This window comes from Kitasatospora sp. LaBMicrA B282 (assembly GCF_050325825.1).
Lineage (GTDB): Bacteria > Actinomycetota > Actinomycetes > Streptomycetales > Streptomycetaceae > Kitasatospora.
Window position 1 is genome coordinate 29,573 of record NZ_JBNQTI010000062.1, and the last position, 15,026, is coordinate 44,598.

The 15,026-nt window shown below is 72.7% G+C and carries 11 protein-coding genes; 6 read left to right on the forward strand and 5 right to left on the reverse strand.

Annotated features, from left to right (window positions below; all coding sequences use genetic code 11):
- Positions 1-63 precede the first annotated feature (63 nt).
- A complete protein-coding gene (gene rlmN / locus ACQRUO_RS18990) occupies positions 64-1,164 on the forward strand; it encodes a 23S rRNA (adenine(2503)-C(2))-methyltransferase RlmN (RefSeq protein ID WP_428317148.1) in 1,101 nt (366 codons plus the stop codon).
- Positions 1,165-1,240: 76 nt separating this feature from the next.
- Here the strand turns inward: rlmN and ACQRUO_RS18995 are convergent, their stop codons facing one another.
- From ACQRUO_RS18995 to ACQRUO_RS19010, 4 genes are all read right to left on the reverse strand, one after another.
- Positions 1,241-2,398, reverse strand: coding sequence for a hypothetical protein (locus ACQRUO_RS18995; protein ID WP_428317149.1), 1,158 nt, complete (start codon positions 2,396-2,398; stop codon positions 1,241-1,243).
- A 52-nt stretch (positions 2,399-2,450) separates the two neighbouring features.
- Positions 2,451-3,176, reverse strand: coding sequence for an ABC transporter ATP-binding protein (locus ACQRUO_RS19000; RefSeq protein ID WP_428317150.1), 726 nt, complete (start codon positions 3,174-3,176; stop codon positions 2,451-2,453).
- A gap of 237 nt (positions 3,177-3,413) precedes the next feature.
- Positions 3,414-4,808, reverse strand: coding sequence for an aspartate aminotransferase family protein (locus ACQRUO_RS19005; RefSeq protein ID WP_428317151.1), 1,395 nt, complete (start codon positions 4,806-4,808; stop codon positions 3,414-3,416).
- A complete protein-coding gene (locus ACQRUO_RS19010; RefSeq protein WP_035846077.1) occupies positions 4,805-5,278 on the reverse strand; it encodes an Lrp/AsnC family transcriptional regulator in 474 nt (157 codons plus the stop codon). Before ACQRUO_RS19010 ends, ACQRUO_RS19005 begins: the two co-directional genes overlap by 4 nt.
- 316 nt (positions 5,279-5,594) lie before the next feature.
- Between ACQRUO_RS19010 and ACQRUO_RS19015 the strand changes: the two genes are divergently transcribed.
- Positions 5,595-7,040, forward strand: coding sequence for a gamma-aminobutyraldehyde dehydrogenase (locus ACQRUO_RS19015; protein WP_428317152.1), 1,446 nt, complete (start codon positions 5,595-5,597; stop codon positions 7,038-7,040).
- A gap of 143 nt (positions 7,041-7,183) precedes the next feature.
- Positions 7,184-8,542, forward strand: coding sequence for an aspartate aminotransferase family protein (locus ACQRUO_RS19020; protein ID WP_428317153.1), 1,359 nt, complete (start codon positions 7,184-7,186; stop codon positions 8,540-8,542).
- Positions 8,543-8,653: 111 nt separating this feature from the next.
- On the opposite strand, the gene ACQRUO_RS19025 is transcribed toward ACQRUO_RS19020, so the two are convergent.
- A complete protein-coding gene (locus tag ACQRUO_RS19025; RefSeq protein ID WP_428317154.1) occupies positions 8,654-10,297 on the reverse strand; it encodes a PucR family transcriptional regulator in 1,644 nt (547 codons plus the stop codon).
- Between the two features lie 206 nt (positions 10,298-10,503).
- On the opposite strand from ACQRUO_RS19025, the gene ACQRUO_RS19030 reads away from it, so the two are divergent.
- From ACQRUO_RS19030 to ACQRUO_RS19040, 3 genes are all read left to right on the forward strand, one after another.
- The gene (locus tag ACQRUO_RS19030) at positions 10,504-12,066 is read left to right on the forward strand and encodes a gamma-aminobutyraldehyde dehydrogenase (protein ID WP_428317155.1); all 1,563 of its coding nucleotides are present in this window, start codon (positions 10,504-10,506) and stop codon (positions 12,064-12,066) included.
- 89 nt (positions 12,067-12,155) lie between these two features.
- Complete coding sequence (locus ACQRUO_RS19035) at positions 12,156-12,692, forward strand: hypothetical protein (RefSeq protein WP_428317156.1); 537 nt, start codon at positions 12,156-12,158, stop codon at positions 12,690-12,692.
- Between the two features lie 154 nt (positions 12,693-12,846).
- A complete protein-coding gene (locus ACQRUO_RS19040) occupies positions 12,847-14,403 on the forward strand; it encodes a CoA-acylating methylmalonate-semialdehyde dehydrogenase (protein WP_428317157.1) in 1,557 nt (518 codons plus the stop codon).
- Positions 14,404-15,026: the final 623 nt, after the last annotated feature.

Below are 15,026 nucleotides of genomic sequence, written 5' to 3' on the forward strand. Positions count from 1 at the left end.
TGCACGGGCCCCGGACGGCACCGCCGTCCGGGGCCCGGCCGCATCTGCGACACTGGACGAACCATGCCTAAGCCCGGAGAACTCACGTTTGTCGCGCCGCGCGGCGCCAAGCCCCCGCGACACCTCGCCGACCTCAGCCCCGCCGAGCGCAAGGACGCGGTCGCCGCGCTGGGCGAGCAGCCGTTCCGCGCCAAGCAGCTGTCCAACCACTACTTCGGCCGGCTCTCCACCGACCCCGGCTCCTGGACGGACATCCCGGCGGCGGGCCGCGAGAAGCTGGTCGAGGGGCTGCTGCCGGAGCTGATGTCGGTGGTCCGGCACGTCTCCTGCGACGACGACACCACGCGCAAGACGCTGTGGAAGCTCTTCGACGGCACCCTGGTCGAGTCGGTGCTGATGCGCTACCCGGACCGGGTGACCATGTGCATCAGCTCGCAGGCCGGCTGCGGGATGAACTGCCCGTTCTGCGCCACCGGCCAGGCGGGGCTGACCCGCAACCTGTCCACCGCGGAGATCGTCGAGCAGATCGCGGCCGGCATGCGGGCCCTCAGGACCGGTGAGATCCCCGGTGGCGAGGCCCGGCTGAGCAACGTGGTCTTCATGGGCATGGGCGAGCCGCTGGCCAACTACAACCGGGTGCTGGCCGCGATCCGCCGCCTGACCGACCCGGCGCCGGACGGCTTCGGCCTGTCCCAGCGCGGCATCACGGTCTCCACCGTCGGCCTGGTCCCGGCCATGCACCGGCTGGCCGACGAGGGCCTCAGCTGCCGGCTGGCGCTCTCCCTGCACGCCCCGGACGACGAGCTGCGCGACGAGCTGGTCCCGGTCAACACCCGGTGGAAGGTCGCCGAGGTGCTGGAGGCGGCCTGGCACTACGCGGAGAAGTCCGGTCGGCGGATCTCGATCGAGTACGCGCTGATCAAGGACATCAACGACCAGGCCTGGCGGGCCGACCTGCTCGGCCGGCTGATCAAGAACCACCGGGTGCACGTCAACCTGATCCCGCTGAACCCGACCCCGGGGTCCAAGTGGACCGCCTCGCGGCCCGAGGACGAGCGCGAGTTCGTCCGCCGGCTGGAGGCGCACGGGGTGCCCACCACGGTCCGCGACACCCGCGGCCAGGAGATCGACGGGGCCTGCGGCCAGCTCGCCGCGGCCGGCTGAGCCCGGACGGACCGGCTGAGCCAGCCCGAGCGGGACCGGACTGGCCCGGCCCAGCCCAGCCAGGCCGGTCCGGAGCTCAGCTCAGCAACCCGGCGCCCAGCACGGCGGTGAGCGCCCCGGTGGCCAGCACCACGCTGCCGGCCACCGCCCAGCGCAGCATCGCTGCCCCGAGCAGCAGCCGCGGCGAGGCGCCCAGCCGCAGCAGGGCCGCGCTGCTCGCCCGGCGCTGGGCCCGCAGCTCGGTCAGCCGGGCCAGCAGCGCGGCCACCGCGCAGCCGGTGACCACCAGCGCCTCGGCGGCCGGCACCAGCCCCGTCCCGTCCGCCCCCGGGGCCACCCAGTGCCGCACCGAGGTCAGCACCACGGCCATGGTGAAGGCCAGCACCGCCAGCGGGGTGCCGAGCCGGCGGGCGTTGCCGGTCAGGCCGCGCCCGGCCAGCAGCCGGCGCGGGCTGGGCCGACCGAGCGCCAGCAGGCGGCCGGCACCGGCCAGCAGCGGGCCGGTCAGCAGCCCGAGTCCGAGCGCGGCGGCCGCCCAGCCGGCCAGCAGCGGCACGCTGGTGTGGCCGAGGTCGGCGGGCAGCGCCAGCGGGCGCGAGTCCTCGGCCGCCGCCGGGCGCAGCGCGTACAGCTCGGTGAGCACACCACCCGCGGCCAGCACGACCGCCACGGTGGTGCGCGCCGGTCCGAACCGGCCGATCAGCACCGGCTCGGGATCGCCCGGCAGGGTCTCCGGCAGGCGCACCGCGCCGGCCGCCGTGAGCCCGCCCGCCAGCGGCAGCACGGCGAGCAGCGCCACCGGCGCGGCGGGCGGCAGCGGCACCCCCATGCCCAGCTCGGGGGCCAGCCGCGGGCCGGCGATGTCGTTGCGCAGCACCAGGAAGAGCAGCAGGGTGACCAGCGCGCCGAGCGCGCAGGCCAGGGCGAGCTCGCCGGCGATCAGCAGCCGCAGCCGCACCGGCCCGGCGCCGGCGGCGGTCAGCCCGGCCATCCGCTCGGCCCGCTGGGCGGGCAGCGCGCGGGCCGCGAGGGCGGTGAACCAGATGATCGCCAGCACCGGCGGCAGGCACCAGAGCAGCCGTTCCACGGTCGCGGGGGCGCCCGGCGGGTCGCTCAGGGCGCGGCCGAGGGCGCGCAGCAGGAAGGCGGCGACCACGGCCGCCGCGGTGGCGGTGAGCAGCCAGCGGCCCAGGTCCAGGACCCGGTACCCCCTGACCAGGCGGAGATAGAGCACCTGAGTTTTCCTTCGGTCCGTCGAAGCGCCGGTGTCCTGCGGGGCCGCGGGCTCAGTGGCCGGCGGCCACCGCGGCCGGGCGCTGCACCGGGGTGGCCGGTGCGGGGGTGCGGCCGTCGACCAGCGCCACGGTCCGGTCCGCGAACTTGGCGATGTCCGGGTCGTGGCTGGCCAGCACCAGGGTGAGCTGGTGGGAACGGGCCGCGCTGGCCAGTATCCGCAGCACCTGGTCCTGGGCCTCGCGGTGCAGCGGGGCGGTCGGGTCGTCGGCGAAGACCACCCGGGGGAGCGGGGCGAGGGCGCGGGCCACCGCGATCCGCTGGCGCTGGGCGACGACCAGTTCCTCGGGGCGGCGCTTGGCGCAGTCGGTGACGTCGAGCCGGTCCAGCCAGTCGTCGGCCGCGCGGTAGGCGGCCTTGTGGCCGGCGCCGGACAGCAGGAGCGGCAGGGCCACGTTCTCCCGGGCGGTGAGCTCGGGGACCAGGTGGGGCTGCGAGCCGACGAAGCCGAACCGGTCGCGGCGCAGCTTCTCGCGGCCGGCCCGGCTGAGCGTGTGCACCGGGGAGCTGTTGAACCAGACCTCCCCGGAGTCCACCGGCAGCAGCGCGGAGAGGCAGCCGAGCAGGGTGGACTTGCCGGATCCGCGGGCGCCGGTGATGGCGAGCACCTCGCCCTCGCGCACGGCGATCGACACGTCCCGCAGCGCCGGGGTCCCGTGGTGGGACTTGACGATCCCCCGGGCCCACAGCACGTCGTTGTCGGGCGGGGCCGCTGACATGGAATTCCTCCGCCGGTCCAGGAGAGGTCTCTGCACGGGTTCCGCACGGGTGCAGGGGAATGACAGTCGTCAGATTAGAACGACAAGGTCGCGATGCGGTTGCGGCACACGGGGCGGAGCCGGGGTAAACCCGGACGAACTATCAGCAGATCAGTCGAAAAAAGCCCCGCGGGGCGGTCCCGGCAGCCCTGAGGAGGAGGCTGCGGGATCGCCCCGCGGGGTGGTGATGGGCTGGGCTCAGATCTTGGCCCAGGCGTCGGTGAGGCTGACCCGCAGGATCTGCTCGATCTCGTCGAAGGTCGACTGGTCGGAGATCAGCGGCGGGGCGAGCTGCACGACCGGGTCGCCACGGTCGTCGGCGCGGCAGTACAGGCCGTTGTCGAAGAGCGCCTTCGAGAGGAAGCCGTAGAGCACGCGCTCCACCTCGTCGTCGTTGAACGACTCCTTGGTGACCTTGTCCTTGACCAGCTCGATGCCGTAGAAGTACCCGTTGCCGCGCACGTCGCCGACGATCGGCAGGTCGCGCAGCTTGTTGAGGGTGCCCAGGAAGGCCGCCTCGTTGTCCAGCACGTGCTGGTTGAGGCCCTCGCGCTCGAAGATGTCGAGGTTGGCCAGCGCCACCGCCGAGGAGACCGGGTGGCCGCCGAAGGTGTAGCCGTGCAGGAAGGTGTTGTCGCCCTTGTAGAACGGCTCGGCCAGGCGGTCCGAGATGATCGTGGCGCCGATCGGGGAGTAGCCCGAGGTCATGCCCTTGGCGCAGGTGATCATGTCGGGCTGGTAGCCGAACTTGTCGGCGCCGAACATGGTGCCCAGGCGGCCGAAGGCGCAGATGACCTCGTCCGAGACGAGCAGCACGTCGTGCCGGTCGCAGATCTCGCGCAGCCGCTGGAAGTACCCGGGCGGCGGCGGGAAGCAGCCGCCGGCGTTCTGCACCGGCTCGACGAAGACGGCGGCGACCGTCTCGGCGCCCTCGTTGAGGATCGCGACCTCGATCTCGTCGGCGCACCAGCGGCCGTAGGCCTCCGGGTCGACCGTGCCGTCGGGGCCGGCCAGGAAGGCCGGGGCGCGGTAGATGTTGGTGTTCGGGGCCTTGTGGGTGCCCGGCACCAGCGGCTCGAACGGGGCCTTCAGGCCCGGCAGACCGGTGATCGACAGGGCGCCCTGGGGGGTGCCGTGGTAGGCGACCGCGCGCGAGATGACCTTGTACTTGGTCGGCTTGCCGGTCAGCTTGAAGTACTGCTTGGCGAGCTTCCAGGCGGTCTCGACGGCCTCGCCGCCACCGGTGGAGAAGAAGACCTTGTTGAGGTCGCCGGGCGCGTAGTTGGCCAGCCGCTCGGCCAGCTCCACGGCCTTCGGGTGGGCGTAGCTCCACACGGGGAAGAAGGCCAGTTCCTTGGCCTGCTTGGCGGCGGCCTCGGCCAGCTCCTCGCGGCCGTGGCCGGCCTGCACCACGAACAGGCCGGCCAGGCCGTCGAGGTACTTCTTGCCGTTGGCGTCCCAGATGTAGGTGCCCTCGCCCCTGACGATGGTCGGCACGGGGGAGTTCTCGTACGACGACATGCGGGTGAAGTGCATCCACAGGTGGTCGTAGGCGGTCTTCGAAAGGTCCTTCTGTGCCGGGTCGGCGCTCATCGGGTGCCCCAGGTGTAGGTCTGTTTCCGGAGCTTCAGGTAAACGAAGCTCTCGGTCCGCCGCACGCCGGGAAGCGCGCGGATTCGCTTGTTGATCATTTCGAGCAGGTGTTCGTCGTCCTCGCACACCAGCTCGGCCAGGAGGTCGAACGAGCCTGCGGTGCAGACCACGTAGTCGACCTCGTCCATGGCGGCCAGGGCGTCGGCGATCGGCTCGATGTCACCTTCGACGGTGATGCCGACCATCGCCTGTCGGGTGAATCCGACGGTCAGCGGATCGGTCACGGCGACGATCTGCATCACGCCCTGGTCGAGCAGCTTCTGGACCCGCTGCCGGACGGCGGCCTCGGAGAGGCCGACGGCCTTGCCGATGGTCGCGTACGCCCGGCGGCCGTCCTCCTGCAGCTGCTCGATGATCGCCTTGGAGACGGAGTCGAGGGGGACGCTGCTGTTCCGGTCGCGGTTGGCCACGCGGCCACTGTGCCCGATCGGGCATCGGTGTGCAAGTGGAACTGCTGCTGATTTCGTTGCAGACCGAAGAAATCAATGCGGATTTCATCGCGATTGACGCAGCCCTATGTCGATCTCGGCAAGGTTCCGGCTAGTCTGGCGAGGTCACGCCTGCGCGTCCCTGCGGGGCGTACGCTCCCCACCAGTGGAACCGGGTCCGACCGGGCCCGGCCACCCGGCGCCCCCGCGGTGCCGTACCGGACCACCCGTCCGGTCCACTGGCACCGCCCCTGACGGCCGGCCGCCACCGCGCCGACCGCAAACCGAGGAGAGAGTCGTGAGCGACCTTCGTACGCTGCGCAACTACGTCAACGGCCAGTTCGTCGATGCGGCCGACGGCCGCACCCTGCAGATCGTCGACCCCACCACCGGCCAGGCGTACGCGACCTCCCCGCTCTCCGGTGCGGCCGACGTGGACGCCGCGATGGCCGCGGCCGCGAGCGCCTTCGAGACCTGGCGCGATGCGACCCCGTCGACCCGGCAGAAGCTGCTGCTGAAGATCGCCGACGCGGTCGAGGCGCGCGCCGACGAGCTGGTGGACGCCGAGTGCCGCAACACCGGCAAGCCGCGCGGGCTGACCAAGTCCGAGGAGATCGGCCCGATGGTCGACCAGATCCGCTTCTTCGCCGGTGCTGCCCGCCTGCTGGAGGGCAAGGCCGCGGGCGAGTACATGGACGGGATGACCTCGATCATCCGCCGCGAGCCGGTCGGCGTCTGCGCCCAGGTGGCGCCGTGGAACTACCCGATGATGATGGCGGTCTGGAAGTTCGCCCCGGCGATCGCCGCCGGCAACACCGTGGTGCTCAAGCCCTCCGACACCACCCCGGCCTCCACCGTGCTGCTGGCCGAGATCGTCGGCGGCGTGCTGGCCGAGCTGGAGCTGCCGGCCGGCGTCTTCAACGTGCTCTGCGGCGACCGCGAGACCGGCAAGCTGATGGTCGAGCACGCCACCCCGGCGATGGCCTCGATCACCGGCTCGGTGCGGGCCGGCATCCAGGTCGCCGAGTCGGCCTCCAAGGACGTCAAGCGGGTCCACCTGGAGCTCGGCGGCAAGGCCCCGGTGGTGGTCTTCGAGGACGCCGACATCGCCGAGGCGGTCGAGGGCATCTCGGTGGCCGGCTTCTTCAACGCCGGCCAGGACTGCACCGCCGCCACCCGGGTGCTGGTGCACGAGTCGATCCACGACGCCTTCGTGGCCGCGCTGGCCAAGGCCGCCGCCGACACCAAGACCGGCGGGATCGACGACGAGGACGTGCTCTACGGCCCGCTGAACAACGCCAACCAGCTCAAGCAGGTGGCCGGCTTCATCGAGCGGCTGCCCGCCCACGCCAAGGTCGAGACCGGTGGCCACCAGGTCGGCGAGGTCGGCTACTTCTACGCCCCCACCGTGGTCTCCGGGCTGCAGCAGGACGACGAGATCATCCAGAACGAGGTCTTCGGCCCGGTCATCACCGTGCAGAAGTTCTCCGACGAGGACCAGGCCGTCTCCTACGCCAACGGCGTGGAGTTCGCGTTGGCCTCCTCGGTGTGGACCAAGGACCACGCCCGGGCGATGCGGATGTCGCGCCGCCTGGACTTCGGCTGCGTCTGGATCAACACCCACATCCCGCTGGTCGCGGAGATGCCGCACGGTGGCTTCAAGAAGTCCGGCTACGGCAAGGACCTGTCGGCCTACGGCTTCGAGGACTACACCCGGGTCAAGCACGTGATGACCGCGATCTGACGGTCCGCGATCTGATGATCCGCTGAAGGAGAAGGCCCGGGAGGATCCCCTCCTGGGCCTTTTCCACAATGTCAGGGCAGTTCGGCGACCATCTGACAAGATGCCGCTCCACCAGCGCCATCCGCATGCCTACCCTGGCAGACATGAGCATCCCCACTGCCGATCCCGCTGCCGGGCGGGCCGTCAAGGCCGCCGACCGCGCGCACGTCTTCCACTCGTGGTCCGCCCAGGCCCTGATCGACCCGCTCGCGGTGGCCGGCGCCGAGGGCTCCTACTTCTGGGACTACGAGGGCAACCGCTACCTGGACTTCACCTCGCAGCTGGTGAACACCAACATCGGCCACCAGCACCCCAAGGTGGTCGCCGCGATCCAGGAGCAGGCCGGCAAGCTCTGCACGCTCGCCCCCGGCTTCGCGGTCGAGGCGCGCAGCGAGGCCGCCCGGCTGGTCGCCGAGCGCACCCCCGGTGACCTCGACAAGATCTTCTTCACCAACGGCGGCGCCGAGGCGGTGGAGAACGCGGTGCGGATGGCCCGGCTGCACACCGGCCGGCAGAAGGTGCTCTCCACCTACCGCTCCTACCACGGCGCCACCGGTCACGCGATCGCCATCACCGGCGACCCGCGGCGCTGGGCCAACGACACCGGCGCCACCGGCGTGGTCCACTTCTGGGGCCCGCACCTGTACCGCTCGGCCTTCCACGCCGAGACCGAGGCGCAGGAGTGCGAGCGGGCGCTGGCCCACCTGGAGCAGACCGTCGCCTTCGAGGGCCCGCAGACGGTGGCCGCGGTCATCCTGGAGACCGTGGTCGGCACCGCCGGCATCCTGGTGCCGCCGCCCGGCTACCTGGCCGGGGTGCGGGAGATCTGCGACCGGTACGGCATCGTCTTCATCCTCGACGAGGTGATGGCCGGCTTCGGCCGCACCGGCGCCTGGTTCGCCGCCGACCACTGGGGCGTGGTGCCCGACCTGCTGACCTTCGCCAAGGGCGTGAACTCCGGCTACGTGCCGCTGGGCGGGGTGGCGATCAGCGAGAAGATCGCCGAGACCTTCGCCGAGCGCCCCTACCCTGGCGGGCTCACCTACTCCGGCCACCCGCTGGCCTGCGCCTCCGCGGTGGCCACCATCAACGCGATGGCCGAGGAGGGCATCGTGGAGAACGCCCGGCTGATCGGCGAGACCGTGCTCGGGCCCGGCCTGCGCGAGCTGGCCGAGCGGCACCCCTCGATCGGCGAGGTGCGCGGGCTGGGCGTCTTCTGGGCGCTGGACCTGGTGCGCGACCGGGCCACCCGGGAGCCGCTGGTGCCCTACAACGCGAGCGGGGCCGCGAACGCGCCGATGGCCGAGCTGGCCGCGGCCTGCAAGAAGCGCGGACTGTGGCCGTTCACCAACATGAACCGCTTCCACGTGGTGCCGCCGTGCACCGTGACCGCGGAGGAGGCCCGGGCCGGCCTCGCCGCGCTGGACGAGGCGCTCACCGTGGCCGACGCGCACGTCGCCTGACGGGCCGGCACCACCCGACCGGCACCACCCGACCGGCAGCACCCGACCGGCCGCCGTCCGGGCCCGTGCCCGGCGGCGGCCGGTCGTGCGCCGGTACCCGCCCGCGGCCGGTCAGCGCCGCACCGCGTCCAGCGCCAGCAGGGCCACGTGCAGCGACAGGCAGGACTCCACCTGGTCCAGGTCCACCCCGAGGATCCGCTCCACCTTGTGCAGCCGGTCGTAGAAGCTCGGCCGCGACAGGTGCGCCGCATCCGCCGCGGCCGACTTGTTCCGCCCCTGCTCCAGGTAGATCCGCAGCAGCGGGACCAACTGCGCGCCGTGCTCCGCGTCGTGCGCCAGCAGCGGACCCAACTCGCGCTCCACGTACGTCTGCAGCCGTGCGTCGTCGCGCAGCAGGTGGAGCAGCCCGCGCAGCCGCACGTCCGGCAGCCGGTAGTAGGAGGCGCTGCGGGCGCCGGGCGCCTCGTGCAGCGCGGCGTCCGCCACCTGGGTCGCCTCCATCAGGGTCCGCCGGGCATCGCGCACCGACCCCACCGAGGAGCCGACCGCCACCACCGGCGCGGCCGACTCCCGGCCGCTGTCCGCGATCAGCCGCCGCAGCGCCGCCGCGAACGCCTCCAGCGCGGAGTGCTCCTCCTGCTGCGAGCCGAGCGCGATCAGCAGGCCGACCCCTTCGTCGTCCAGCGCGCCGACCAGCGCCACCAGCCGGCTCGCCCGGGCCGCCGCAGCCGCCAGTTCGGTGAAGTCGCGCAGCCGGGCCTGGGCCTCCAGCGCGGCCGGCAGCGGCCCGCCGCGCCGCCGCAGCACCACACCGACCAGCCGCCGCCCCTCCAGCGGGACCCCGAGCGCGTGGGCGCGCAGCGCCACCTCGCTCACGGTCAGCGCATGGGTCAGGATGCCGGAGAGCAGGGTGCGGTGGGTCTGCCGCTCCAGGCTCTCCCGGTCGCGCACCAGCAGCCGGTTGAGCGCCAGGGTGGCCGCCCCGCGCTCCAGCAGCATGGTGCACGGGTGCGACTCCTGGTCCGGCAGCGGCCCGGGGTCGCCGACCAGCACCAGCCGGCCCCAGTCCTCGCCGCGGGCCCCGACCGCCGTCACCAGCCAGCCGCTGCGCGGGTCGTGGCCGGTCCGACCGGCCGGGCGGACCGCGCGCGAGCGGCGCTCCCACCGGTCCAGCAGCTCGGCCTCGGTGCACCCGGCCGGGTCGTGCGCCAGCACCTGGTGGCTGAGGTTCTCCAGCACCACCGGCGCGCCCGCCATCCGGGCGATCTGCCGCAGCACCTCGGCCGGCTCGGCCCCCTCCACGGCGAGCTCGTTGAAGACCTGGTGCACCGCCTCGGACGCCCGCAACTGCTCCAGCTGGGCGTTCACCACCAACGCGTGCACCGCCTCGGTCACCGCCACGAAGCGCAGTTCCCGGCGGAGCACGATCACCGGCAGCCCGCGCTGCTCGGCGGCGTGCACCAGGGCCCGCGGCAGCGCGTCGAAGTAACGCCGGCCGAACTCCACCACCAGCCCGGCCACGCCGATCTCCACCAGCTCGCGGACGTAGCGGGCCAGCCCCTCGCGGTCCTCGGGCAGCGCGATGCCGGTGGTCAGCACCAGCTCACCGCCCTGCAGCACGCCGGCCACGTCGGGCAGTTCGCTGACGTGCACCCAGCGCACCGGGCGCTCCAGCCGGTCGGCGCCGGCGACCACCTGCGGCAGTCCGCGGCGCATCACGTCCAGGTCGAGCACTCGGGCGACGGTCGGCAGCACGGCGGGGCCTCCTCGGGCCGTGGGCGGACAAGGTGTCAGCTGAATCATGCAGCCCCATGACGACCTGTCGCCCCCTTCCGGCCCTGCCACTGTGTAAGGCCCTTGGCGGCTCGGCTGTCGGAGTGAGCCTTGCCCGGCTCCGGGGCGGGCAGGCATCGTCGGCGGACCAGAGCGGGTGGAATGGACACATGGAGGAGCAGCGACCCATGGACCTGAGCAGCTTCGCGGCCGGCGCCCAGTACATCGGCGGCAGGCTCACCAGCGGGACCGGTTACGAACCCTTCGACGTGCTGAACCCGGCAGACGGCAGCCGGGTCCAGCGGGTCCGGCTGGCCTCGACCGAGGACGTCGACGCGGCGGTGGCCGCCGCCAGGGCCGCGTTCCCCGACTGGTCGCGTGCCACCCCGGGCGCCCGGGCCGAGGTGCTGCTCCGGCTGAGCACCCTGCTGGCCGACCAGGCCGCGGAGTTCGCCCACGTGGAGACCAGCCAGACCGGCAAGCCGATCAAGCTCTCCAGCGAGTTCGACGTGCCCGGCACCGTCGACAACGCCGCCTTCTTCGCCGGCGCCGCGCGCAACCTGGAGGGCAAGGCCGCCGGCGAGTACTCGGCCGACCACACGTCCTACGTGCGGCGCGAGCCGATCGGCGTGGTGGGCTCGATCGCACCGTGGAACTACCCGCTGCAGATGGCCGCGTGGAAGATCCTGCCGGCGGTGGCGGCCGGCAACACCGTGGTCCTCAAGCCCGCCGAACTCACCCCGCTCACCTCGCTGATGCTCGCGCGCGCGTGCACCGCGGCCGGCCTGCCGGACGGCGTGGTCAACGTGGTCACCGGCACCGGGGCGATCGCCGGCGAGCGGCTGGTCGCGCACCCGGACGTCGCGATGGTCTCCTTCACCGGCTCCACCGGCGTCGGGCGCCGGGTCGCCGAACTGGCCACCGCGACCGTCAAGCGGACCCACCTGGAACTCGGCGGCAAGGCCCCGTTCGTGGTCTTCGCGGACGCCGACCTGGACGCCGCCGTGCACGGGGCGGTGGCCGGGGCCCTGATCAACAGCGGCCAGGACTGCACCGCCGCCACCCGCGCCTACGTGCAACGCCCCCTCTACCAGGCCTTCCTGGACGGGGTCGCCGAGCTCTTCGGCACCGTCCGGCTCGGCGACCCGCGCAATCCGCAGACCGACCTGGGCCCGCTGGTCTCGCACACCCACCGGGACCGGGTGGCCGGCTTCGTCGACCGGGCCCGCGGTTACGGCGCCTCCGTGGTCACCGGCGGCGCGGCGCCCGGGACCGGCCACGACGGCACCGACCTGACCCGCGGCGCCTACTACGCGCCCACCCTGATCACCGGCGTGGCACAGGACAGCGAGGTGGTGCAGGGCGAGATCTTCGGCCCGGTGCTGGTGGTGCTGCCCTTCGACGGCGACGACGAGGGCCTGCGGCTGGCCAACGACACGCCCTACGGCCTGGCCGCCTCGGCCTGGACCCGCGACGTGCACCGGGCGCTGCGCGCCACCCGGGAACTGGCCGCGGGGTGCGTCTGGGTCAACGACCACATCCCGATCATCAGCGAGATGCCGCACGGCGGGTACAAGGCCTCCGGCTACGGCAAGGACATGTCGCAGTACTCGCTGGACGAGTACACGCAGGTCAAGCACGTCATGTTCGACACCACGGCGGTGGCACGCAAGGACTGGCACCGCACCGTCTTCGGCGACCGCGGCCCATCGGTGGCCGGCAACTCCGCGGCAACGGTCGATTCGCTGTAAGAGTCGGCGTCCCGGCTCCTCTCTCCACTCGGAACCGGCGGCCCCAGGGCCGACCGGCTGGACGAGGGACTGAGCGAGGAGGACGGGCGATGGACCGGAGCGGCCCACCCACCGGCCCGCAGGGCGGAGCGAGCACCGCGGTGGTGACCGCGCTGGCCTGGCTGGCCGCCGCCGCCCCCGACCCGGAGGCCTGCCGCCGGGACTGGGAGCGGAGCGCCACCGGGCTGCTGCCCCTGCCGGCCGGCCGCCGCTGGGACGTGCTGCTGCTCCCCGGGCTGCTCGGCCGCCCGGCGCTGCGCCTGCTCGGCCGGCTGGGCCGACCCGGGCCGGCCTTCTTGGAACCGGGCGGCGGCGCCCCCGCCCCGGACGCGGAGCGCCTGGACCCCAGCGGCGACCGGCTCGGCTTCCTGGTGCCGGTCGGCACCGCGGCCCGCTGGGTGGGCACCGGCGTGCGCGGCGTGGGCGCCGGCGCCCGGGTGTCCCTTCCGCATCCGGTGCTGCGCGGTCCGGGGCCACGCTGGCTGGTGCTGCCGGACGGCTCGGGACGGCTCACCGATCCGGTGGCGCTGGAGCTGGCGTTGCACGAGGCGGCCGCCGGGTTGGAGGGGCCGGGGGAGCACCTGTGAGGCGGGCGGCGGGTGCTGTGCCCGACGAGGTGTAAGGCCGATCGGGGTATGCCCGTCAGTGTGCTCGTTGAGCGGCTTGCGGGGGCGGCCCAGACTGGGGGACGGAAGCCGGGCGCGGGAGCGCCCGGGAGCCCGACCCTGGAGGCAGAGGACCTTGAGCAGCACGCCAACCGAGCGCCCGGCCACCGGGCCGAAGCACGTCGTCCACTGGATCGGCGGCGCCCCGGTGCCGACCGCGGGCGCTGCCCCGCGCCGTGGTGACCTCTACGACCCGGCCACCGGACGGATCTCCGGCCAGGTGGACTTCGCCGGCCTCGCCGAGGTCGACCAGGCCGTGGCCGCGGCCGCCGCGGCGTTCGCTGAGTGGCGGCACACCTCCGTGGCCAAGCGGGCCTCGGTGCTCTTCTCCTTCCGGGAGCTGCTCAACGCCCGCAAGGACGAGCTGGCCGCGCTGATCGTCGCGGAGCACGGCAAGGTCCACGGGGACGCGCTCGGCGAGCTGGCCCGCGGCCTGGAGGTGGTGGAGTACGCCTGCGGCATCCCGCAGCTGCTCAAGGGCGGGTTCACCGAGCAGGCCTCGACCGGCATCGACGTCTACTCGATCCGTCAGCCGCTCGGGCCGGTCGCGATCATCTCGCCGTTCAACTTCCCGGCCATGGTGCCGATGTGGTTCTTCCCGATCGCCATCGCGGCCGGCAACACGGTGGTCCTCAAGCCGTCCGAGAAGGACCCCTCGGCCGCCAACTTCCTGGCCGAGCTCTGGCGGGAGGCGGGCCTGCCGGACGGTGTCTTCAACGTGGTGCACGGGGACAAGGTCGCGGTCGACCGGCTGCTGGAGCACCCGGACGTCAAGTCGGTCAGCTTCGTCGGCTCGACCCCGATCGCGCGCTACGTCTACGAGACCGGCACCCGGTACGGCAAGCGGGTCCAGGCGCTGGGCGGCGCCAAGAACCACATGCTGGTGCTGCCCGACGCGGACCTCGACCTCAGTGCCGACGCGGCCGTCAACGCCGGCTTCGGCGCGGCGGGGGAGCGCTGCATGGCGGTCTCGGTGCTGGTCGCGGTCGACCCGATCGGCGACCGGCTGGTCGAGAAGATCAAGGAGCGGATGGCCGCGCTGAGGGTCGGTCCGGGCTGCAACGGCGACAGCGAGATGGGCCCGCTGGTCACCGGTCAGCACCGCGACAAGGTGGTCTCCTACGTGGAGTCCGGCCTCGCGGACGGTGCGGAGCTGGCGGTCGACGGCCGCAAGCACCCGATCGCCGGCCAGGACGTGGCCGGCCAGGACACCGCGGACGGCTTCTGGCTCGGTCCGACCCTCTTCGACCACGTGAAGCCGGGCATGTCCGTCTACAACGACGAGATCTTCGGCCCGGTGCTCTCGGTGGTCCGGGTCGCCTCCTACGAGGAGGGGCTGGAGCTGATCAACGCCAACCCCTACGGCAACGGCACGGCCATCTTCACCAACGACGGCGGCGCGGCCCGGCGCTTCCAGCACGAGGTGGAGGTCGGCATGGTCGGCATCAACGTGCCGATCCCGGTGCCGGTGGCCTACTACTCGTTCGGCGGCTGGAAGGCCTCGCTGTTCGGCGACACCCACGCGTACGGCCCGGACGGCGTGCAGTTCTTCACCCGGGGCAAGGCGGTCACCCAGCGCTGGCTCGACCCCTCGCACGGGGGCATCAACCTCGGGTTCCCGACCAACAGCTGACCGGGAGCCGCCGCTCCACCGCGCCGCCGGCCGGTCCTCCGCACCAGGGGGACCGGCCGGCGGCGTCTGTCGCCAGGGTGTCCGGCGGGCGGGAACCGGTTCATCCGCCGTTTGCATGCCGGCCCCGAAGGGCGTAGCGTGTCCTAGTCGCTCGGCAGGGAGCACCGGACACGCGTCTGCGCGGACGGTCCCGGGGCGGCCACTCTCCTGGAACACCACCACTCGGTACGACGTCCGGCTTTGGGCGCGCGGATTTTCGCGCACTTTATGAGCCGGTCTGTTTTGCTGTGCCGGTAATTCGGTTGCTCCGGTGCGGGTGGGCCTGGATTCGCTTTTCGGAGCGGGGTTGGGCTAAAGTTCAACACGTCGGACGGGCCGTCAGGTCCGGTACGGCGAAGGCCTCTTGAGGCCGAAGCGGTGCGGAGGACCTGGTAGGGTCGGAAGCGCCGAAAGCGAGTCGGATGGAAGCCGGGGCCGGAAACGGAACGGAAAACATCTGGTAAGCTGGAAACACGAAAGAACGAAGCCCGGAGGGGCCACGGAAGTGGCTGCGAAGGAAGCGTCCGTTCCTTGAGAACTCAACAGCGTGCCAAAAGTCAACGCCAGATATGTTGACATCCCCG